Below are 22,151 nucleotides of genomic sequence, written 5' to 3' on the forward strand. Positions count from 1 at the left end.
TTGATGAAAACGGTAAAGAAATCTGATTTGCCAGAGAAAATATGTCCTGTCTGCCAAAAGCCCTTTAAGTGGCGAAAGAAATGGGAGAAAAATTGGGAAGAAGTAGTTTATTGTAGTGAAAAATGCAGAAGAAATAAGTAATGAGCACAGGATTAATTTGGTTTCAGAATAATTTGCGCATCAAAGATAATTCAGCTTTAGCCGAAGCCTGCAAAGAAAATGATCAGGTTATGGCCATTTACTTTTTTGATCCCAAACAATTTGAGTTCACTGAATTCGGATTTAAAAAGACAGGAAAATTTCGGGCTAAATTCTTAATAGAAACGATTACCGAACTAAAAGAAAATCTTGTCTCCTTAAATATTCCATTATTCATTTATCAGGAAAAAACTGAACATTACCTCCCCCAATTTCTTCAGGAATATAATATTTCCAATGTTTATCTTCAAAAAGAATGGACCAGCGAAGAGCAAAAAATAATCACTAAAGTAAAAGAAGAAGTTTCGGAAGCTATTCAGTTTAAAGCTTTTTACGATCAATTCTTATTTCACCCTGAAGATATTCCTTACTCTAATTTTAATGAAGTTCCGAAAGTATTTACAGAATTCAGAAAAAAGTGTGAAGCAAAGGTTTCTGTCAGAAAATGCTCTTTAACACCTCAGCCGCTAAACACCGAAAATTTTGATCTAAAAAACAATACTGAAATTCCTAACCTAAAAGATTTAGGATTTGAAGAATTTGCGCAGGATTCAAGAACCGCTTTTCCCTTTAAAGGCGGAGAAAATCAGGCGAAGAAGAGAATTCAACAATACTTCTGGGAAACAAAAAACCTTGCAAAATACAAGCAAACCCGAAACGGGTTAATTGGTGAAGCTTACAGCTCTAAACTTTCGGCGTGGCTTGCTAATGGCAGTATTTCGGCTAAACAGGTTTATTGGGAAGTTAAAAAATTTGAAAAAGAGATCACCAAAAATCAGGATACCTATTGGCTAATTTTCGAACTAATTTGGCGAGATTATTTTAAATTCATCTCTCTTAAACACGGCAATAAAATCTTTAAAATTGGCGGAATTCTCGAAAAAGACCTGGAATGGAATAAAGATGAAAAGGCCAGGGAAAATTGGATAACTGGAGAAACTAAAGAGCCTTTTGTAAACGCAAATATGAAAGAAATAGCCGCCACAGGATTTATGAGCAATCGCGGCAGGCAAAATGTTGCCAGTTACTGGGCCAAAGAATTAAAACAGGATTGGCGTATTGGCGCAGCTTATTTTGAAAGTTTGCTTATAGATTATGATATACACAGTAATTGGGGAAACTGGATGTATAACAGCGGCGTTGGTAATGACCCTCGCGATAGGAAGTTTAATATAAAACGCCAGGCCGAACGTTATGATCCAGATCAAAAATTTCAGGAATTATGGCTGAAAGATTAAAAACGCTAAGGTTGCTCCTGGGCGACCAGCTTAATCATCAACACAGTTGGTTTAAGGAAGAACAGGAAAACCTGCATTACGTTTTTATGGAAATGCGGCAGGAAACCGACTATGTAAAGCACCATATTCAAAAGGTAATTGGATTCTTTAGTGCAATGCGAGAGTTTGCTGAATATTTAAAGGAACGGGAGCACGAAGTTATTTACCTTAAGATCAACGATAAAAAGAACAAACAAACTTTACCCGAAAACCTAAAGCAGGTAATTTCAGAATATAGAATTGAAAAATTTGAATATCAGTTGCCCGATGAATACCGGCTTGATGTTCAATTAAAAGATTTCTGTAGTGAATTAACTATTGAAACCGAAGCATACGACACCGAGCATTTTCTTACCTCCAGGGAAGATCTTACCAATTTTTACAAAGGGAAAAAGGAAATGACCATGGAATATTTTTACCGCGATATGCGTAAAAAATATGATGTTTTAATGGTAAACTCTAAAGATCCGGAAGGTGGGAAATGGAATTTTGATAAATCTAACCGCAAAAAATGGAACGGCAAGCCCGAAATTCCACACGAACGTGGATTTAGAAAAGATGTTTCCGCATTGCTCCAGGAAGTAGGGAAAGCAGGCATTAAAACTTTTGGAAGCCTTGATGCCGAAAAATTCAACTGGCCAACCAGCCGGGAAGATTCGCTTTCGGTTTTAAATTATTTTTCTAAAAACCTGTTGGTTCATTTTGGAGATTTCCAGGATGCTTTACATACTAAACAGGCCTACCTATTTCATTCCCGACTCTCGTTCGCTTTAAACAGCAAGATGCTACATCCTAAAGAAGTCATAGATTCGGTAATTGGTTATTGGCGGGAAAATAAAGATGAAATAGACATTTCCCAGGTAGAAGGTTTTGTACGTCAAATTTTGGGTTGGCGAGAATATATGCGTGGAATATACTGGAAAGAAATGCCGGGTTATGGAAAAAGCAATAAGTTGGATAATCAGAATAAATTACCGGAATTTTACTGGACTGCTAATACAAAAATGAATTGCCTCAAGCATAGTATTCAGCAAAGCCTGGACAATGCCTACGCACATCACATTCAGCGTTTAATGATAACCGGTAATTACGCGCTACTCACCCAAACCCATCCAAATGAAGTTGACGCCTGGTATCTTGGAATTTATATAGATGCGATTGAATGGGTTGAAATAACCAATACGCGCGGAATGAGCCAGTTTGCCGATGGCGGTATTGTTGCCACCAAACCTTATGTTTCCAGCGGTTCCTATATTAATAAAATGAGCAATTATTGTAAAGGATGCGAGTACGATGTAAAGAAAAAAACCGGTGAGAACTCCTGCCCTTTCAATAGTTTATACTGGAATTTTTTAGATGATAAACGCGAATTTTTTAAAGACAATCGCAGAATGGCCATGATGCTCAATATGCTGGATAAAAAGTCTGAGGATGAATTATTTAGAATAAAAGAACGAGCAAATGCAATAATTCAGAATCCTGAAAATTTTTAACATTCGAGTTAAACACTAGTTAAAAGCTATTACTCCAACTCAGTTATTCTATAAATTCGTTTAGAACTAAGAATCAAATTTACTTAGCAAATAGTAGAAGTCTAAAAATCAAATTATTATGCTTCTCACTTCTTTAAAAATGAGAATTTATTTATTAACTTGTATAAACAATTAACCAAAGTAGCTTAGCTACACAAAACCAACCAATATGAGAGATTTAATTTGGCTTATCGTAGTATTACTAGTAATAGGATGGCTTGTTGGCTATTTTGCATTTCCAGATCTGGGAAGCATTATCCACATTCTAATTGTAGTAGCCGTAATCCTAATTTTGTATAAATTATTAACCGGACGCCGTCTGTAATTATTAATTTAATCGAATCATTAAACCCTTTGAAATTCTCAAAGGGTTTTTTATTTGCAAAATCTTATCTTCGATCTTAAACAAAAAATTATGTGGAATCTTAACAATAAATATGCGTTAGTAACCGGCGGTACCAAAGGAATTGGAAAAGCCGCGGTACTAGAATTTCTGGAGCTGGGAGCCGAAGTTTTGTTTACTTCCAGAACTCAAAAGGATATAGATCTTTTGCTAGAGGACTTGCAAAAAGAGGGCAAAAAGGTACATGGCCTGGTCGCCGATGTAACTATCGCTGAAGACAGGCAAAAGGTTTTTGATTATATTGAAAAGCACTGGAGCAAACTGGATATCCTGGTGAATAACGCAGGAATCAATATTCGCAAAAAGGCCAACGATTATAGCGATGAAGAATTTAGAAAAGTAATGGAAATAAATCTTAATGCTCCTTTTCAATTAAGCCGAAAACTTCATTCACTACTTCAAAAAAGCGGCAATGCAAAGATCGTGAATGTGGCGTCTTCTGCAGCGCTACAAGATGTTGGTACGGGCACACCTTATGCAATGTCTAAGGCCGGATTACTTCAACAAACCAGAAGTCTTGCCGTAGAGTGGGCTAAAGATGGTATTCGGGTGAACGCGGTTTCGCCCTGGTTTACCGTTACACCGCTAACTAAGGGACTTTTAAGTGAAAATGAAAGGATGGATCCCATTATTAAAAGAACGCCATTAAATCGCGTGGCCGAAGCCAGTGAAATGGCATCCATAATCGCTTTCCTGGCTATGGATAAATCCTCTTATATCACCGGACAAAATATTGTAGCCGATGGTGGAATGAGCGTGAATGCTCTTTAAAAGCAGTTTTTGTATCTTTATAGGAAATCAATCACTATGAAAAAACTAATACTTTTTACTTTTCTTTTTGCCGCTATGTTTAGCTGTAAAAATAAGGAAACTAAAATTGGTCAGGAAACTGCCGCTGAACCCGAAAAAAGCATTCAGCAGCAAATTGCCGTGGCTCACGGATTAAATAATTTTGACGATGTTCAAGAAATTCAATTTACCTTTAATGTTAAGGTTCAGGATTCTTTAAGAACCAGCCGAGCCTGGACCTGGAAACCACAAACCGATGAAATTAGGCTTACCGAAGGTGATATTAGTCAAACCTATACTAAAACCGATAGCATTTCTGAAGAAGATAAGGAAATAGACCAAAAATTTATTAATGATTCTTATTGGCTTTTATTCCCTTTCCAAATGGTTTGGAGTGATGCAAACATTTCGGAAGAAAAAACCGGAATTGCTCCAATTAGCAAGGAAGAAATGAACTACTTAGAAGTTTCCTATAAAGGTGAAGGCGGTTATACTCCCGGTGACACCTATGTGGTTTATTATAAAGATGATCTTCTTTTGGAAGAATGGATTTATAAATCTGCTGATGGAAAAAGAGAAATGCCTACTACCTGGCAAGATTTTGAAGATATCCAGGGTTTAAAAATCTCTAAAACCCATAAATCTCCTGACGGAAGTTTTGAATTGTTCTTTACTGACATAAAGGTGAAATAATTTTAAAGTTTCTAAAAAATCAAGAAGCCACGAATTCAATCTTTGACGAATTCGTGGCTTTTTGATTCTCGATAAGATCTATAAGCAATCGCTTAAACATCTTCTGAAGTTACTAATATTTTAAACCGGTGAGAATTTCTTTAGCTCCTTCGGCAGGTTTCCAATCAGAATTTGGTTCAAAGTAATTCCAAAGCAAGGCTGAAATTTTTCTTTGCAACTCCCAGGCTTCATTGCCATCTTCCCAGGATTCATCTTCATTGTTCTTTGTAGCTAAATAACATACATAATCACCGGAAGGTGCATTTACCATAAAAAGCTCAGACCTGGATTTATTTACCATTCCCTGTTTAGCAGCAGCCTGCACATAAGGCGGTATTTGTGATAAAGCATAATCCTGATAAAACGAGTTCCCTAGCAACCTGTACATTTCATCACTGGCTGCAGGACTAATTAAATCACGATTTCGTATTTCAACTAAAATTGAAGCCATTTCACGTGGAGTGGTTTGTCCCCAACCGTATTTCTCCCAATCCTTTTCCCGGCCATCAGTTCTGGAATTTACGCGGGTGTATTCCAGGCCAAGTTCAGCCATTAATTCATTAATAGCTTCTCCGCCTCCGGCCAGTTCCTGGTTCCATAAAGAAGTAACATTATCACTATAACTAATCATAAGGGCAACCAGCGTTCTCAAATCGGTTTTGGTGCTGTCTTGGTAAAACTGCATCAGCCCGGAACCACCGTAAATACGATCTGTAGAATAAACCAACGTATCATTGTAGTTTAAATCTCCCTTATCAATATTGTCAAAAATCTTTACCAGAATAGGCACTTTCACGATACTTGCCGTTGGGAAGATGGTATCGGCATTTATAGCTACTACCTTGTCGGTTTCCAGGTTTTTCACATAAATACCTACATCACCTTTAAAATCATCAATTAGCGCTTCCAATTTCTGTTGAAGTTCAAGATTCCTTTCAGTATTTTGGGCAAAACCTGTTACTGAAACCATCCACAAGCAAAGAGCAATTATCTTTTTCATTGATCTTAAATTAAGTAAGCATTTATTTTTATTTCGATTTTTCTAAAATTCCCTTCTTAAGAATTTGTCCGAACTGGAACATATCTTCAAATGAACAATAAAAAGGAACCGGAGCCAGTCTAATTACATTGGGTTCCCGCCAATCGGTGATCACTCCATTTTTCATTAAATAATTGAATAACTCTCTGCCTTCGCCGTGCAAAAACACCGAAAGTTGCGTACCACGTTCCTCCTGCTTTGCAGGAGTAATAATTTCAAAAGTACTGTCAACTTCCTTATCAATTTCGTGTAAAACGAATTCGAGGTAAGCCACAATTTTATTTCGTTTTTCTATTAAAGCGGGCATCCCAACTTCCTCAAACATTTCCAGGGAAGCTAAATAAGGCGCAAGAGCCAGAACGGGAGCATTAGAAATTTGCCAGGCGTCGGCACCGTTTTCCGGCTGGAATTCGGGTTCCATTAAAAACCTTCGTTCTTTGCTATGGCCCCACCAGCCTTCAAAGCGAGGAATATCTTTTTGGTTATGATATTTTTCATTTATAAAACATCCGGAGGCATTCCCGGGACCGCTATTCATATATTTATAGCTACACCAGGCAGCAAAATCTACGTTCCATTCACTTAGATTTAATTCAATATTTCCCGCGGCGTGCGCAAGGTCCCAGCCTACAAAAGCGCCTATTTCATGTCCTGCTTTGGTAATTGTTTCCATCTCCAGCACCTGCCCGGTATAATAATTCACACCCCCAATGAGCACCAAAGCGCACTCCTCGCCTACTTCTTTTATTTTCGCAAGAATATCTTCAGTTCTAAAATTATTTTCTCCTTCGTGTCTTTTAATTTCCACGATCGCGCCCTCCGGATCGTAACCGTGAAAACGAACCTGACTGGAAATCATATACTGGTCGCTGGGAAAAGCTTTTTCTTCACAAATAATCTTATAGCGCTTCCCTTTTGGTCTATAAAAGGACACCATCAATAAATGCAAATTTACCGTGAGTGTATTCATTACGGTAACCTCGGCAGGTTTGGCGCCTACTACTTTTGCCAGTTTTGCTGAAAAACGCTCGTGGTAATCCCACCAGGGTTTTTCGGCATAGAAATGACCTTCTACAGCGAGATTCGCCCAGTCGGTCATAATCTCGTCTACATATTTTTTAGCTGATTTTGGTTGAAGTCCAAGTGAATTTCCGGTGAAGTAAATTACATTCTCACCCTCGTGCTGTGGAAAAATAAATTGATCTCGGTAAGATGATAATTTGTCTTCTGCATCGAGTTCTTTGGCAAAATCTAGGGTATTTTTAAACTGCATGTGTGGTTGTATTTTTAATCCTGAAGATTTCAAATCTAAGTTATCGAGTAAAAATACAATTTAAAAAATAGTTTCAACCTATTCTAAAAGTCGGGTTTTACAGGAAAAGAGGAATCATAATACAAGTTTCAGAATTAATAATTTCTCTAAATTTGAACAAAAATAGAACCAATGCATTTTTTACCTGAAGCGATAGATGACTATATTTTAGAACATTCAGCTAAAGAACCAGAGTTTTTAGCGAAACTTAACCGGGAAACCAACCAGAAAGTATTACAGCCAAGAATGTTGAGCGGCAACTACCAGGGCAGGATTTTGAGCTTAATTTCAAAAATAATAGCTCCAAAAAGTATTCTAGAAATTGGCACTTACACCGGCTACTCGGCATTATGCCTGGCTGAGGGTTTAGCTAAAGATGGGATGTTGCACACCATAGACATCAATGAAGAATTATACGATTTTCAGCAGAAATATTTTCAGGCTTCAGCATTTAAAAATAACATCAAGCAATACATTGGGGACGCCAGGGAGATAATTCCGGAGATAAACGCAAAGTTTGACCTGGTGTTTATTGATGCCGATAAACCAAATTATCCTGCGTATTTCGAATTGATTATTGAAAAAATGAATGCCGGTGGTGTTATATTATCAGATAATGTACTGTGGAGTGGGAAAGTTGTGAAGCCGGTAAAAGCCGATGATGAGTCTACCCAGGCACTTTTAAAATACAATAAGATGCTCGCTGAAGACGAACGTGTAGAAACCGTTATTTTACCAATTCGCGACGGGTTAACCTTAAGCAGACTTAAATAAAACGTTTGCCTGACCGTTGGTAAAGTATAAAGAAAGTAATTGCAAAGATAATTCCTACTGCTGCACCTACCAGTACATCTCCGGGATAATGAACTCCCACATAGATTCGGCTTAACATAAACATTAATGGCCAAATAAGTACCACCCAAATCCAGGGATACTTATCTTTTAAAGAGAGAATAAAGAATAAAGCTGCGGCGGTAGATACTGCTGAATGTCCAGAGAAGAAACTATAATTATCTGGTGTTTGCAGAATTCTAATTATATCGGCAATTTCAGGTTGATTGTTGGGCCTAAGCCGCAAAAAGAAATTTTTAACTACATTGGTAAACCCGTAAGTAGAAAGGGCAGTTGCAAGTATAAATAAGCTGGTAAAAAGCGCTTTTTTCCAGTGAAAGGCTACAAAATAAAGAATAAAAAAAGTAACATATAGTGGAATCCAGTTTTGAATGGTAGTTACGGTAATCCAAAAATTATCGTAAGATTCAATTCCTAATCCGTTAAGGTAAATAAACAGCTCGCGATCCCATTGTTTTAGCTGCTCTAACATACAAAGTAATTAAAATCTACGCTTTACTGAACCGGTAATCTCATCAATATCCTCTTTCACTTTATCGATCTCACCTTTAACATCTTTAGAAATATCGGTATCTATACCTTGCTTATCGGCACTTTTCTGAATTTCTGTTTTGATATCGTTAGAGGCATTTTTAAGCATTTTCATTCCTTTTCCCATTCCGCGGGCGATATCAGGAATCTTATCGGCACCAAAAACCATTACCAGAATAAAAAGGATAAAGGCAATCTCTGCACCACTAATAAAAAGGGGTATGATGTTCATAGCAAAACAAATATAGCCACAAATTTAAGCATAAAAAAAGCCGACTCGTTAAAGTCGGCTTAAAAATATTTTAGTTTCCAAGATTCTCCTTGAATTCCTCAAACTTATTGGTAGTCTCCTCTTTAGGCCAGGTGTTGTTGCTTACATCAACATCTGCTGTCTCAAGATCTGGGTCTACCACAATTTTGGTGATCTCTTTAGTAGTAGCAATAGCTTTTGTCGCCACCTCATCGTTCATTCTCCATAATTGCACCGGATACCTCTTCATTTCGGTAGAACCATCTGCATAAGTGAATTCAACAATTAATGGCATTGGAATTCCTCCCGGTTTTTCAAAAGTAACCTGGTAGAAATATTTAGGATCTTTTAGCTTGGCTCTTTCTTCTTCAGAAAAATTATCCATCACATACTCTTTAATTGTAGGTGAATTTTCTAAAACAGATTTTCCTTTTAAACTTTCGTCAAAGTCTTCACTATCTTCTTTCACTACATATACTGCATCTATCTCTTCAGGATCTGCACCGTAACGCTCTAAAAATTCTTTTCCTTCTTTGGTAGCATTATCGGTTATATAAAGTTTTTGTACTTCTTTAATTCCCATATCTACGTTTTGCGTAGTATAGAACCATCCTCTCCAGAACCAGTCTAAATCTACTGCTGAAGCATCTTCCATTGTTCTAAAGAAATCTTCTGGAGTTGGGTGCTTAAACATCCAACGGTGAGCAAAAGTTTTGTAGGCATGGTCAAAAAGCTCGTGGCCCATTACGGTCTCTCTCAAAATATTTAGAGCCGTTGCTGGTTTTCCATAAGCATTATTCCCTAACTGGTATACATTCTCCGGGTTAGACATAATTGGAGCAATATACTTTTGGTTTCCTCTCATATAAGGAACAATTTTAGAAGGAATACCTCTTCGAGATGGATATTGCTCTAAAGACCCGATAGCTTCCGGATATTTTTCTCCAAATTCCTGCTCTGCAAGATACTGGCTAAAGGTATTTAAACCTTCATCCATCCAGCCCCACTGGCGTTCGTCGCTGTTTACGATCATTGGGAAGAAGTTATGTCCAATTTCGTGAATAATTACACTAATCATCCCAAACTTCGTTCTATCAGAATATGTTCCGTCTTCATCTGGACGTCCATAATTCCAACAGATCATAGGATATTCCATCCCCTGGTTTCTTGCATGAACCGAAACCGCCTTATGATATGGATATTGAAAAGTTTGTTTAGAGTAAGATTTTAAAGTACTGGCTACGGCCTTTGTAGACCACTCTTCCCAAAGTGGATTTCCTTCTTTTGGATAAAGAGAAACCGCCATAACATCTTTCCCCATAACATCTGTTGCCATCATATCAAGAATGAATTTTCTTGAAGTAGAAAATCCAAAATCCCTAACCATATCGGCTTTATATTTCCAGGTTTTAGTTTTGTTAGAAAAAGACTTTTCTGCTTCTTCAGCTTCTGCCTGGGTTCTAACAATTACAGGTTCGTCGTAAGACTTTTTGGCCTGCTCATAGCGGCGCATCATTTCTTTAGTGTAAACTTCATCACGGTTTTGAAGTTCTCCTGTAGCTTCCATAATATGATCTGCAGGAACGGTGATATCTACTTCGTAGTTACCAAAAGGAAGGGCAAACTCACCACTTCCCCAAAACTGCATATTTTGCCATCCTTCAACATCATTGTAAACTGCCATTCTTGGAAAGAATTGAGCAATTACGTAAGCATTATTTCCGTCCTTAGGAAAATGCTCATATCCGCTTCTTGCTCTATCGGTAATATGATTGTTGATATTGTACCACCATTTCATTTCAAACTCAAAAGATTCGCCAGGCTCTAAAGGCTCTTCCAAATCTATTCTTAGCATCGTTTGATTGATGATGTAATTTAATTTATCTCCATTATGAGTTAATCCAACAATATTAAAACCACCATCAAAAGGTTCTTCCATATGCTCATCAACAAAACGCTGTGGCGTAGCAACCGGTCTCATTCCACTAGGGTTACGATCTGCAGTTGGTGCATCTTTCTTACGCACATTTTGGTCTAACTGCACCCATAAATATTCCAATTCATCGGGAGAATTATTATGATAAGTTACTTCGGCTTCGCCGTCTAAACGAGTATTTTTATCGTCTAAAACAATATCCATTTTATAGTCTGCCTGGTTTTGATAGTAGGCTTCCCCTGGCGCACCGGCACCGGTTCTATATTGATTTGGAGTTGCAAAGGTTTTATAAAGTTGTTTAAACTTATTGTTATTCTCGTGACCTTCCTGTTTTGGTTTTTGCTCTTCGGCTTCAGATTCCTGGGCCTGCATACCGCTTACAAAAAGCATCACTAAAGCGAAACTTAATAATCTTAATTTGTTCATCAATTGTGTTTTAATTTAAAGATTGCTAAAAATAAATATTTTTCCGGGCCTTTCCTTAAAATTTAAGGAAAAGTGAGTTTTTCTGTTTCCTGCTGCCGCATAAGAAGTAAACTTTTAGTTTTGTCATTTACTTTTACGTGTACTACATTTTTTTGATCGTCAAAAAGATCGGTCAGGATCTCGTTGGTGACTTCAATTTTATTAAAGGGAGCCAGGTTTTCAACTTCAATATATAGTACCAATTGATCGGCATCATATTCTTTTCCTAAATAATTTAGCTGAAGTTCTTCCCCATTAACCTGAAGCCTTAATTTTTGCTTGAGATATTTTGAAATATTTTCGGTAACCGCTCCTTCTTCTGCTTCCTCTGAAAGTTGAAGCTCTGCGCCATAACGTTCGTTTAAAACATCTTCAAAATCGTCTATAAAAACGCGGGTAATAATTTGAAGACTCTGCTTTTCATTATTGTATTCAATCTCGGTAACGCTTAAATAAAATTCGTGAGCCCCCGATTTAAATCCCGAAAGCAAAAAAAAGCTGGCAAGAATTAGGCTTATTTTTCTCATTAATTTTTTCTAGTATGGAGCAAATATCAATCCAAAGTCTTTAAGTCCTTAAATTCTGCCGCTTTAGATTGAAAAAACTCATATAATTTTAAAGGATTTTCTAGCAGAATTTCCAAATCATAATTTTCAGCACAATAATACGCAAAATTCATTATCTCGCTTTCCGGGATATTAAAGTCTGTAGTGAAGGTTTCTTCCGTAATTAGATAAATCGCTTTTTCCACCTGAAATTTTAAATCGGCATTTCCCTGCCTTTTTTCCAACTCATCTAAAGTCCCGTTTAGTTTATTCATAATTGGCGCCAGAGGAATATTGCCTGTTAAAACGCCAATTACACTCAATTTACTGCCGCCGGGGCCAGTGGTAGCAGTAAAGGTTTGTCGTTCTATTTGCGTGGGTGGCGGCTTCCTCGCCATAGGAGCATTTAAATCGAATTTATTAAAAATTTTAATTCCTGAAATATCTTTTGCGAGGTTCCCCGAGAGCTTATGAAGTTTCACTTCTTCTAATTCAGTAAGATCCTCTACCAGTTTAATTCTATATCTTTTTAGCTGAAGGATTTCTCGATTTACTACGATCTTTTCCTTTTTATATTGAACGGAAGAAAAAACCAAAGTATCGCCTAAACTGACTTCCACTGAAAAACGACCTGAAAGTTCACTTACTCCGCCTTTTTTACGACTAATATTTATAATATGCACCGGTGAATTTAGAGGTTCCTCGGTAATGATTTGACCGGATAATACATTTTTCTCTTGGGAAAAGCCTTCACTAGAAATTAGCAGAACCGCCAATAGAATTATTAAATTAATCCTGGATAAATTCATTATATTCAGTAATCATTCCTTTAACGAATTCCATTAAAAGTAAAGGATCATTTTTATTGACTAATTCTTTAAAATTCGGTTTCCGGCTGCAGTAGTAGAGAAAATCCATGATCTTGTTTTCCTTCAACTCCAGGGTTTCTGTATAAAATTCGTCAGGCATCAAATCCCTGGCTTTATAAACAAGGGCGCTTAATTTACTATTTTCAATAGCCTTTTCATACATCTTTTTTTGTCCGGAAATGATTCCGTAAAGCATTCCCACGGGATTATCGGGCCTGGTAATTGCAAACAGTTTTCGTTCTTCAATAATCAGCGGTTCTTTATCTGAAAGTGCAAAGCCAATAATCCTGGGATCAAAGGTTTTAATTCCCCCAATATCATTTCCCAGATTTCCGCTTAATTGATGCAGTCGCACTTCATCTAATTCTATAAGTTCTTCCTGTAATTCAATCTTTAATGATCCGGAAGAAAAAATTTGCGGTGTAATCAATATTTCTTTTTTCTGAAATTGCACCGAAGAAAATAATAAAAGATCATTCTCCTTCACCTCCACGGCAAACTCTCCATTTGCTTCGGTTACCGTTCCCTTTTCAGCTGTAATATTTATAATATGAATTGGTGCTTCAATAGAATCGGTGAGGATCTTTCCCTTAAGCATTACGCTTTCCTGGGAATATAAATGAGTAGAAAAAATCAGTAAAATAAAAATGAAAAAACTATTTTTCATTTTAGTCTGCTATAAATTTTAGATAGGCTTTGATCCTCATTTCTAAATAAACCACCAGGTCTAAAGCGCGTTCTTCCTTCAATAATTTCTGCTGAAAACCATTTTCAAAAATATAGGTGAGAAAATTCATAATATGCTTTGAATCGATCTTTAAATGATTGGTGAAGAAATAATCATCAAATTTATTACGCAAAGTATTAACCACCTCCCTTTCACTTAATGCTTTAGATCCAGATTTACTAAGAGAACCAAAATTTGGTTTACCGGTAATCAAGCCTACCAAACCTAAAATATTACCACCGGCCGGCGCTTGAGTTTGGCTGGCATTAAAAGCTTCGTTTGGTGTACCTCTGGGAATTACGCTACGTGGCACAGGTGGCACTTTAATAACCGGCACATCTATTACCTTAATATCTGCAATATCTTCCTTTAGATTCCCACTAAGATTGTGAACTCTTACCTGCTCTAATTCTGTTAATGCAGGTAGTAATTTAATATTTAAAATTTTCTGATTAAGGATTTTAGAAGTTATTTCTACTTCTTTTCGCTGGAATTGTACTGAAGAAATTAGCAGCAAATCGTTCTCTTTCACTTCAAGTTTAAAATTTCCCGCTTTATCACTCACAGTTCCTTTTTCCTGCGTTACATTGATAATGTGAATGGGAGCTTCAATTGAATCGGCTTGAATTTTCCCGATGATTTCCCGTTTTTCCTGGGCGAATGCTAATTGAACAAAACCCAACAGGAAGATGAATAAATAAGATTTCATTGATTGATGTTAGTTAAATGGTATTATTCCCGAGCGTGAAAAGCTTTATATTCTTTGCTTTTTTCTATTAGAAATTCGATGAGATTTAGCTCGTTTCCGTCCTGCAGTAATTCCTGGTCAAGGCCGTGATCTGTGACGTAATATATAAAATCATTAATTCTGTCTCGCTCTATATTTAAATTAGCCTTAAAAAATTCGTCGTCGTAAAGATCCCGCAATTTTTCATCTAACTCACGTTTAGTGAAAGGATTATTTTCAACTTCGGCCCCTACCAGTAATTTAAAGATATTCACAAAATTAAGACCGTTTACAAGTCGTGTATTCCCGGCTGCCAGGGCTGCATTTCTTCCCGGCCCCATTAGGGAATCAGGTTGTCTTCTAACATTCATAGCATTTAACTCGGCTGCAGAATACCTGGGAACCTCAGGGTCTTCAATTTCAATCCTGGCTACATCTACTCTAATATCTCCCGAGAGCTCATTATCAGATAAAAGCACCTCTGGCAATTCTGTAACAGTTTCTGTTAGAAATACGTTCATTTCTCCAGAATTTATAACCCCTTCTGCCACTACTACTTTAAAATTTTGAAACTGAATAGCAGAAAAAACAATAGTATCGTTAAGTGCCACCCGCAATTTAAATTCTCCGTTAGGATTAGCTATGGTGCCCCGGGAAGTATTTTGATTAAAAATGGTCATTCCTTCGGGAGAATCATTTTCAGGAACAATTATTTTACCGTTAACCAGCATTCTTTCCTGCTCCTGCGCTAATAAAATATTGCAGAATAATATTAGCATAATACATAATGTATTCTTTATCATAATTTTAATTTTCCTATTAATAAAGAAACAATTCTTACTTCTTATTTTAAGTAAAGCAGCTTGTAAACTTTTGTTAAAACCCCTATTTAGACTAATTTTAAGACTAGAAATCCTATACTCGCAAGAGAAAACACTATATACTATGAGTAAAGCATTATTGGCAAGTACCTCTACTTTACACGGGGAAGAATACCTGGAATATCTTATTCCTGAAATAAAAACATTTTTTAGTAAAGCCGAAGAAGTAATTTTTATTCCTTTTGCCCGTCCCGGTGGGATTTCACACGATGAATATACCCAAAAGGCTGCGGAAGCTTTTAAGAAAGCCGGAATTAAACTGCGAGGAATTCACGAATTCAATAATATGACAGAAACCATAACGGAGGCCAAAGGAATTTTTACCGGCGGCGGAAATACTTTTCTCTTAGTTTCTGAACTTTACCGGCATAAACTAATGCAGCCTTTAAAAGAGAGCGTTTTAAACGGTGCAGCCTATATGGGAACCAGTGCAGGAACCAATATTGCAGGGCTAACTATGCAAACCACCAACGATATGCCTATAGTTTATCCGCCGAGTTTTAAAACCCTAGGAATTGCTCCTTTTAATATTAATCCGCACTATTTAGATCCAGACACAAACTCTACACATAAAGGAGAAACCCGCGAAACAAGAATTAAAGAATTTCACACTATAAATACACAACCTGTTGTTGGATTACGTGAAGGTAGTTGGTTGCTGGTTTCAGATAATAAAATTGAGTTAAAAGGTAAGTTAAGCGCCCGTATTTTTAAAACAGAAAAATTACCTTTCGAAATAGAAACAAATAGTGATCTAAGCGAACTAAATTAATTATGGATTACCAAAAAATATTAAATACCATCAATGACGAATTAAGTTACCGGGATGTTACGGGCAAAGTTGCCTCCTACATTCCCGAACTTGCCAAGGTAGATCCAAGAAAATTTGGAATGCATGTGTACCGTGGCGATCGTCAACACTTTAGCTTTGGAGATAGCGAAGAGCTTTTTTCTATTCAAAGTATATCTAAGGTTTTTAGCCTTTCTATGGCGATGCGCCTTATGGGAGAAGATCTTTGGGACCGGGTAGATGTAGAACCCTCTGGTGATCCTTTTAATTCTTTAAGCCAATTGGAATATGAAAGCGGCGTGCCGCGAAATCCCTTTATTAATGCAGGAGCTTTAGTTATTTCAGATATTTTGGTAGACCAGCTTGATGACCCAAAACAGGAATTGCTGGATTTTGTTCGAAAAATCACCGAAGACAACAGCATTAATTTTGGTCCAAAAATTGCAGCTTCAGAAAGATCTACCGGTTATAGAAATGTGGCCCTGGTAAATTATATGAAAGCACTGGGAAATATTAAATGTGACGTAGAACCAATTGTAGACTTCTATTTTCATCTTTGTTCCCTGGCAATGTCCTGTAAACAATTAGCTCAGGCTTTTATGATTTTCGCCAATAAAGGAAAAATACTCGGGACCAACGAAGAGATTTTAACTCCTACCACGGTAAAAAGGATTAATTCTTTAATGCAAACCTGTGGTTTCTACGATGAAGCCGGAGAATTTAGTTTTGAGGTTGGTCTTCCCGGGAAAAGTGGTGTTGGAGGTGGTATTGTAGCCATCCATCCAGATCAATATTCCGTAGCGGTTTGGAGCCCTATTTTAAATGAAAAAGGAAATTCTGAATTAGGCATGAAGGCTTTGGAACGCCTTACCACCTTAACAGGACTTTCGGTATTCTAGAAGAAAAAATATAGAAATAAAAAAAATGCTTTCCGTAAATACAGAAAGCATTTCTTTTATAATTGAACACTGTAATACTTATTAAAGCGCGGCTACGTGCTTTGTAAGTTGCGATTTTAAGTTCGCAGCTTTGTTATCGTGTATAATGTTTTTCTTTGCCAATTTATCTACCATAGAGATAACAGAAGGCAATAAAGCTTCAGCTTCTTTCTTCTCAGACTCCTTCAACTTCTTAATCGCGTTTCTGGTAGTTTTATGCTGGTAGCGGTTTCTAAGACGTTTGGTCTCATTGCTACGAATCCTCTTCAATGCTGACTTGTGATTTGCCATTACAAAATTGCTTTAATTATTTTTTAAAGTAGTCCGTAGGGGAATCGAACCCCTGTTACCAGGATGAAAACCTGGCGTCCTAACCCCTAGACGAACGGACCATTAATTTATTTCAAATTGCCTTTTCAGGACTTTTAAAAACACAGAACTTAAACTCGTGTTCTTTTGTAGTCCGTAGGGGAATCGAACCCCTGTTACCAGGATGAAAACCTGGCGTCCTAACCCCTAGACGAACGGACCATTTTTTGTTTCAATGCGGATGCAAAAATACAACTATTTTTCAATGCCACAAGAGTTGAACAAAAAAAATTTAAAATTTAATATGCCTTGGCAAAAAGCACTCTTTGTTCTGAAGGTTTACCAGTAAGCACACAGCTTCCCGACTCCTTTTTGGAACCAAATGGTATACAGCGAATTGTGGCTTTGGTAAGGCCTTTTATTTTATTTTCTGTCTCTGTAGTTCCATCCCAATGTGCAGAAATAAATCCGCCTTTAGATTTTAAAACTTTTTTAAATTCATCAAAAGAATCTACTTTAGTGATGTGATCATTTCTAAAATTATTCGCTTTTTCAAATAGAGCATCCTGAATTTCTACCATTAAATGCTTCACCTTCTCCACTGCTTCAGTTTGATTTACAAACTCTTTGGTAAGCGTATCTCTTCTTGCCAGCTCTACACTTCCTTTTTCAAGGTCTTTTGGTCCAATTGCTAATCTAACCGGCACACCCTGCAATTCGTACTGTGCAAACTTCCAGCCTGGCTTTTGAGTATCTCTATCATCATATTTAACCGAAATACCAGCTTCTTTAAGATCATCGGCAAGTTTATTCGCCACCTTAGAGATTTCCTGCAATTGCTCTTCTCCTTTATAAATAGGAACAATTACCACCTGTGTAGGCGCCAAATTTGGAGGAAGTACTAATCCGTTGTCATCACTATGCGTCATTATAAGTGCTCCCATTAAGCGGGTAGATACACCCCAGGATGTGGCCCATACATTTTCTAATTTCCCTTCTTTAGAGGTGAATTTTACATCAAAAGCTTTTGCAAAGTTTTGACCTAAAAAGTGTGAAGTTCCTGCTTGTAGCGCTTTCCCATCTTGCATCATTGCTTCAATACAATAAGTCTCTACAGCACCGGCAAAACGTTCAGCTTCAGTTTTAGTTCCTTTAATCACCGGCATTGCCATAAATTTTTCGGCAAATTCGGCATAAATATTATTCATCAACTCTGTTTCTTCCAGGGCTTCCTGTTTGGTCGCGTGAGCGGTATGCCCTTCCTGCCAAAGAAACTCTGAAGTCCTTAAAAACAAACGCGTTCGCATTTCCCAACGTACCACATTGGCCCATTGGTTAATCTTTATAGGTAGATCTCTATAAGACTGGATCCAATTCTTATAAGTATTCCAGATAATAGCTTCAGAAGTTGGTCTAACTATCAGTTCTTCTTCCAGTTTAGCTTCCGGGTCTACTATTAATTTAGATTTATCGTTAGGATCGGTTTTCAAGCGGTAATGAGTAACCACAGCGCATTCTTTTGCAAAGCCTTCAGCATTTTTTTCTTCAGCTTCAAAAAGATGCTTGGGTACAAAAAGTGGAAAATAGGCATTTTCATGGCCTGTTTCCTTAAACATTTTATCAAGCTGGGCCTGCATTTTTTCCCATATAGCGAAACCGTAGGGTTTAATAACCATACAACCTCTCACTGCGGAATTTTCAGCTAAATTAGCTTTTACCACTAATTCGTTGTACCATTTTGAATAATCTTCGCTTCTCTTGCTTAACTTTTTACTCATTCTATGTATTTGGCATAAATCTTGTGATTTTGTTAAACACAATCTAAATGCAAGTTTAGTTAGCGCAAAACTAACTATTTTTGTAATGTTCAACAATAAAATACTAAGCTAATGATACGCAATTACGACTTACAAAAAAAAGCAATTCTTTTTGTTGCTCCTATGTTCTTGCTATTGTTAGCATCTTGCGGTTCTTACCAGTATTCTGGTTATGAAGACGGAATCTACGGTGATTCTGAACAGCAGCGAACAACTTCTGAAGAGCCATCCCAATATGCTAATAATAATCAGGATCAGGGCAATACTTACTATAAGAACCTTTTTTCAGAAAAATCTGAATTTTATGGCCAAATGGCCGATAATATCGTCTTTACCGATGTAGAATCTTATTCTTCTGCAGAAGGTGGTGAAGAGGATATTTATTATGAAGATCAACAGACTTATAACAGTGGTCGTGCTCCCTGGGGAGAAGATCCAGATCAATACACCGTAAACATTTATAATACCGGTTTTCATGGTGGGTTTTACAATCCTTGGAGATGGAACAGTCTTGGTTTTGGAGGCTTCTATAATGATCTATGGTGGGATCCCTTTTACGCTCCTTGGGGCGGTGGCTTTGGCCCATGGGGAGCAGTAGGTTACGGCCCCTGGCAAGGAGGCTTTTTAGGTCCCTGGGGTGGCGGTTTTGCCTATGGCCCTGGATGGGGCTGGGGTAATCGCTTTGGCTACGGATTTGGATATGGCGGCTTCGGTGGGGGATTTTATAATCCATACTGGGGAAGAAGAGGTTTTGTAAACAACCCATATTATAATAATCGCACTAATTACAGAGATGTAGCTTATAACAGTGGCAGAAGAGCTAGTTACTCAGACTATGGTTCTAATAGAAGAGACAATGTTTCTGGCTTAAGAGATAATGAATCTTCTTACTCCAGAAGCATTAGAGCCATAAGAAGTAATCAAAATTCTGAAAGAAGTTACACGAGAAGTAATAACAATAATTCTAATGTCTATTCGCGTTCCAGCAGAAGAAGTGAACCAGCACGAGTTAATACTTCTTCTACCAGAAGAAATTCTACTATAAATAGATCTAGTAGAAGTTCAAGATCTAACTCTACTTATAATAGGTCTTCGAATAGTTCTTCCAGAAGTAGTGGCACTGTACGCAGCAGCTCAAGTAGCTCGAGAAGCTCAGGAACAAGAAGTTCTGGCGGAGGCCGTTCTTCATCTTCCAGAGGTGGCGGCAGAGGATAATAAAATTCTAATTTAGAAGTAATACAATAAATTAAAGAAACAACCTTACAGTATAACGCTGTAAGGTTTTTTCTGAAATCATTTATTAAGAGCTCGAGCCAAAACTCGGGAAACTAACACCCTAAATCAGGGATTAAATAAAAATTATGAAAAAGATATTTTTAGCACTGGGTCTCTTATTTATAGCAGGGAACGCCCAGTCACAAAACATCACGGATGCATATAGATATAGTTCTGAAGAATTAAACGGAACCGCAAGATTTAGAGCTATGAGTGGTGCTTTTGGCGCCCTGGGTGGCGATCTTTCAGCTATTACCGTAAACCCGGCCAGTTCTGCTGTATTTTTAAATTCTATTGGAACCATTACCCTGGCTCATAGGTCTACTAGCAAAGAAGTAGATTATTTTGGAACAAATACATCGAATGACAATTCAGATTTTAACTTTAATCAGGCGGGTGGTGTACTTATATTTGATACTCGAAACGATAGTCCCTGGAGAAAATTCAGTTTAGGTCTCAACTACGAGCAGACCAATAATTTTGATGATGCTTATGTAGCTGCCGGAGTAAGCCAGACTTCTATAGATCAATATTTTTTAAATTATGCAAACGGCGTTCCATTAAATTTACTACAAACCCAGGAAGGTGAGACCATTTCAGAGCTTTATTCCTTCTTAGGGGAAAATCAAGGTTATGGAGCGCAGCAAGCATTCTTAGGTTACCAGGGTTTTGTTATAGATCAGGTAGATGATTCTCCTGATAATACTTCTTACAATTCTTTTATAGGTTCAGGCAATTTTAATCAGGAGTATCGAACTGTTTCTACAGGATTAAATGGAAAATTCTCTTTTAACTTCGGGACCCAATACAAGGATTTCCTTTACCTGGGTGCAAACTTAAATACACACTTTCTAAATTACGATCGTTCCACCAGGTTTAGAGAAACTAATGATAATGCTGGGAGCGCTACTAATGAGGTTAGGTTTAATAATAATTTAAGTACTGTTGGTGACGGTTTTTCTTTCCAGCTAGGCGCAATAGCAAAAGTAAGCGAAAGGTTTAGAGTTGGAGCATCTTACCACTCTCCTACCTGGTTCAATATTACCGAAGAAGCTACACAATATCTTGAAACCAATAATAACGCGAATGAGCGTGTGATTGTAGACCCTAATGTTATAAATGTTTACCCAGATTATACACTAAAAACACCCGGGAAGTTAACAGGAAGTCTTGCTGTACTCTTTGGCACAAAAGGTTTAATTAGTTTTGACTATTCTTACAAGGATTATTCAGCAACTGAATTTAGACCTACCAATGATCCTGAATTCCAATTTCAAAACGAACTTATTTCAGCAGAACTTCAGCCGGTTTCTACTTTTAGACTGGGTGGTGAATATAGAATTAGCAATTGGAGCTTAAGAGGTGGTTACCGTTTTGAACAAAGCCCTTATGCTAATGAAACTACTGTTGGTGATTTAACCGGTTATTCGGGAGGTATTGGGTATGATTTTGGAACTATGAAGATCGATTTAGCCTACACCAATGCACAATATGAAGAAAATCCACGACTTTTTGAAAACGGACTAACAAATACCGCAAATATAAATAGAGATCTTTCTAATATTATTTTATCCCTAAGTTTCGGATTATAGTATTAAAGATGTTTTAATTTAAAGAGGCCGTCTAAAAAGTATTTAGATGGCCTTTTTTATTGATAAAAGTTTTTGTGAGAGAAGCGCTTCTTCTTTTGTAGATATTCTTAATGATAAAAAAGGAAGGAAGCCCCCTTCCTATGCTATACTGAATTTTCTTAAGTTGTGCGCCATAGCGATTAACCCTATTTCAGTAGTTACTTTCTCCATTCCCCGAAGCATAAATCGCTTGAAGCCCATGTTTTGCTTGATATTCCCAAAAACGGCTTCCACATCCCAGCACCGACGTTTACGATGTGCTATTCCCGCTTCACTTAATAGTAGGTTCCTAGCTTTTTCTTTGAGACGGATCAGGTTATGATTGC

24 protein-coding genes and 2 tRNA genes are annotated in these 22,151 nt (G+C 37.3%); 11 read left to right on the forward strand and 15 right to left on the reverse strand.

Translation table 11 applies throughout. The annotated features are described in order from the left end of the window. The first annotated feature begins 3 nt into the window (after positions 1-3). The 6 genes from B5440_RS11105 (at position 4) to B5440_RS11125 (ending at position 4,892) form a co-directional block, all read left to right on the forward strand. Positions 4-141 (forward strand): DUF2256 domain-containing protein, encoded by a 138-nt coding sequence (locus B5440_RS11105; RefSeq protein ID WP_079711124.1) that lies wholly within the window; start codon positions 4-6, stop codon positions 139-141. Next, positions 141-1,436: a DASH family cryptochrome gene (locus tag B5440_RS11110; RefSeq protein ID WP_070053685.1), complete on the forward strand. Its 1,296-nt coding sequence runs from the start codon at positions 141-143 to the stop codon at positions 1,434-1,436. Before B5440_RS11105 ends, B5440_RS11110 begins: the two co-directional genes overlap by 1 nt. Beyond that, positions 1,421-2,968 (forward strand): cryptochrome/photolyase family protein, encoded by a 1,548-nt coding sequence (locus B5440_RS11115; RefSeq protein WP_070053686.1) that lies wholly within the window; start codon positions 1,421-1,423, stop codon positions 2,966-2,968. Before B5440_RS11110 ends, B5440_RS11115 begins: the two co-directional genes overlap by 16 nt. 208 nt (positions 2,969-3,176) lie before the next feature. Further along, entirely contained in the window at positions 3,177-3,332 is a 156-nt protein-coding gene (locus B5440_RS15490; RefSeq protein ID WP_103294398.1) for a lmo0937 family membrane protein, read from the forward strand. Between the two features lie 90 nt (positions 3,333-3,422). Continuing rightward, a complete protein-coding gene (locus B5440_RS11120) occupies positions 3,423-4,181 on the forward strand; it encodes an SDR family oxidoreductase (protein ID WP_070053687.1) in 759 nt (252 codons plus the stop codon). A 36-nt stretch (positions 4,182-4,217) separates the two neighbouring features. Beyond that, positions 4,218-4,892 carry a hypothetical protein gene (locus tag B5440_RS11125; RefSeq protein ID WP_070053688.1) on the forward strand — a complete coding sequence of 225 codons (675 nt, stop codon included), beginning with the start codon at positions 4,218-4,220 and terminating at the stop codon, positions 4,890-4,892. Positions 4,893-5,004: 112 nt separating this feature from the next. On the opposite strand, the gene B5440_RS11130 is transcribed toward B5440_RS11125, so the two are convergent. Both B5440_RS11130 and kynU read right to left on the reverse strand, forming a co-directional pair. Beyond that, complete coding sequence (locus B5440_RS11130; protein WP_070053689.1) at positions 5,005-5,931, reverse strand: serine hydrolase; 927 nt, start codon at positions 5,929-5,931, stop codon at positions 5,005-5,007. A gap of 28 nt (positions 5,932-5,959) precedes the next feature. Continuing rightward, on the reverse strand, positions 5,960-7,243 hold the full coding sequence (gene kynU, locus B5440_RS11135; RefSeq protein WP_070053690.1) for a kynureninase: 1,284 nt from the start codon (positions 7,241-7,243) through the stop codon (positions 5,960-5,962). A gap of 171 nt (positions 7,244-7,414) precedes the next feature. On the opposite strand from kynU, the gene B5440_RS11140 reads away from it, so the two are divergent. After that, positions 7,415-8,056, forward strand: a complete 642-nt coding sequence (locus tag B5440_RS11140; protein WP_070053691.1) for an O-methyltransferase — start codon at positions 7,415-7,417, stop codon at positions 8,054-8,056. Here the strand turns inward: B5440_RS11140 and B5440_RS11145 are convergent. The 8 genes from B5440_RS11145 to B5440_RS11180 form a co-directional block, all read right to left on the reverse strand. Continuing rightward, on the reverse strand, positions 8,049-8,606 hold the full coding sequence (locus tag B5440_RS11145; protein ID WP_070053692.1) for a phosphatase PAP2 family protein: 558 nt from the start codon (positions 8,604-8,606) through the stop codon (positions 8,049-8,051). The two genes, B5440_RS11140 and B5440_RS11145, sit on opposite strands and share 8 nt — an antisense overlap. A gap of 9 nt (positions 8,607-8,615) precedes the next feature. Further along, positions 8,616-8,897, reverse strand: coding sequence for a Sec-independent protein translocase subunit TatA/TatB (locus B5440_RS11150; protein ID WP_070053693.1), 282 nt, complete (start codon positions 8,895-8,897; stop codon positions 8,616-8,618). A 70-nt stretch (positions 8,898-8,967) separates the two neighbouring features. Next, positions 8,968-11,277: a M1 family metallopeptidase gene (locus B5440_RS11155; protein WP_070053694.1), complete on the reverse strand. Its 2,310-nt coding sequence runs from the start codon at positions 11,275-11,277 to the stop codon at positions 8,968-8,970. Positions 11,278-11,339: 62 nt separating this feature from the next. After that, positions 11,340-11,843: a DUF6702 family protein gene (locus B5440_RS11160; protein ID WP_070053695.1), complete on the reverse strand. Its 504-nt coding sequence runs from the start codon at positions 11,841-11,843 to the stop codon at positions 11,340-11,342. A gap of 26 nt (positions 11,844-11,869) precedes the next feature. Then, on the reverse strand, positions 11,870-12,637 hold the full coding sequence (locus B5440_RS11165) for a peptidase associated/transthyretin-like domain-containing protein (RefSeq protein ID WP_141728117.1): 768 nt from the start codon (positions 12,635-12,637) through the stop codon (positions 11,870-11,872). Between the two features lie 13 nt (positions 12,638-12,650). Further along, complete coding sequence (locus tag B5440_RS11170) at positions 12,651-13,397, reverse strand: carboxypeptidase-like regulatory domain-containing protein (RefSeq protein ID WP_070053697.1); 747 nt, start codon at positions 13,395-13,397, stop codon at positions 12,651-12,653. A gap of 1 nt (position 13,398) precedes the next feature. After that, positions 13,399-14,166, reverse strand: a complete 768-nt coding sequence (locus B5440_RS11175) for a carboxypeptidase-like regulatory domain-containing protein (protein WP_070053698.1) — start codon at positions 14,164-14,166, stop codon at positions 13,399-13,401. Positions 14,167-14,189: 23 nt separating this feature from the next. Beyond that, positions 14,190-14,987 (reverse strand): peptidase associated/transthyretin-like domain-containing protein, encoded by a 798-nt coding sequence (locus B5440_RS11180; RefSeq protein WP_141728118.1) that lies wholly within the window; start codon positions 14,985-14,987, stop codon positions 14,190-14,192. Positions 14,988-15,129: 142 nt separating this feature from the next. On the opposite strand from B5440_RS11180, the gene pepE reads away from it, so the two are divergent. Further along, positions 15,130-15,837: a dipeptidase PepE gene (pepE, locus tag B5440_RS11185; RefSeq protein ID WP_070053700.1), complete on the forward strand. Its 708-nt coding sequence runs from the start codon at positions 15,130-15,132 to the stop codon at positions 15,835-15,837. A 2-nt stretch (positions 15,838-15,839) separates the two neighbouring features. Next, positions 15,840-16,754 carry a glutaminase gene (locus tag B5440_RS11190; RefSeq protein WP_070053701.1) on the forward strand — a complete coding sequence of 305 codons (915 nt, stop codon included), beginning with the start codon at positions 15,840-15,842 and terminating at the stop codon, positions 16,752-16,754. An 81-nt stretch (positions 16,755-16,835) separates the two neighbouring features. Here B5440_RS11190 and rpsT read toward each other — a convergent pair whose 3' ends face one another. The 4 genes from rpsT to proS form a co-directional block, all read right to left on the reverse strand. Beyond that, positions 16,836-17,084 (reverse strand): 30S ribosomal protein S20, encoded by a 249-nt coding sequence (rpsT, locus tag B5440_RS11195; RefSeq protein WP_057480260.1) that lies wholly within the window; start codon positions 17,082-17,084, stop codon positions 16,836-16,838. 29 nt (positions 17,085-17,113) lie between these two features. Further along, positions 17,114-17,185: transfer RNA gene (locus B5440_RS11200), tRNA-Glu, on the reverse strand. A gap of 67 nt (positions 17,186-17,252) precedes the next feature. Further along, positions 17,253-17,324, reverse strand: a tRNA-Glu gene (locus B5440_RS11205). Positions 17,325-17,401: 77 nt separating this feature from the next. Then, on the reverse strand, positions 17,402-18,880 hold the full coding sequence (gene proS / locus B5440_RS11210; RefSeq protein ID WP_070053702.1) for a proline--tRNA ligase: 1,479 nt from the start codon (positions 18,878-18,880) through the stop codon (positions 17,402-17,404). A gap of 111 nt (positions 18,881-18,991) precedes the next feature. Here proS and B5440_RS11215 point away from each other — a divergent pair, with 111 nt between their 5' ends. After that, positions 18,992-20,134, forward strand: a complete 1,143-nt coding sequence (locus B5440_RS11215; protein ID WP_079711125.1) for a hypothetical protein — start codon at positions 18,992-18,994, stop codon at positions 20,132-20,134. A 146-nt stretch (positions 20,135-20,280) separates the two neighbouring features. Beyond that, positions 20,281-21,786 carry an OmpP1/FadL family transporter gene (locus B5440_RS11220; protein WP_070053703.1) on the forward strand — a complete coding sequence of 502 codons (1,506 nt, stop codon included), beginning with the start codon at positions 20,281-20,283 and terminating at the stop codon, positions 21,784-21,786. Positions 21,787-21,924: 138 nt separating this feature from the next. On the opposite strand, the gene B5440_RS11225 is transcribed toward B5440_RS11220, so the two are convergent. Beyond that, positions 21,925-22,151, reverse strand: a 227-nt coding sequence (locus tag B5440_RS11225; protein ID WP_143533297.1) for a transposase, incomplete at its 5' end; no start/stop codon positions are given.

The sequence above is a fragment of the Salegentibacter salarius genome, assembly GCF_900168265.1.
GTDB classification, from domain to species: domain Bacteria; phylum Bacteroidota; class Bacteroidia; order Flavobacteriales; family Flavobacteriaceae; genus Salegentibacter; species Salegentibacter salarius.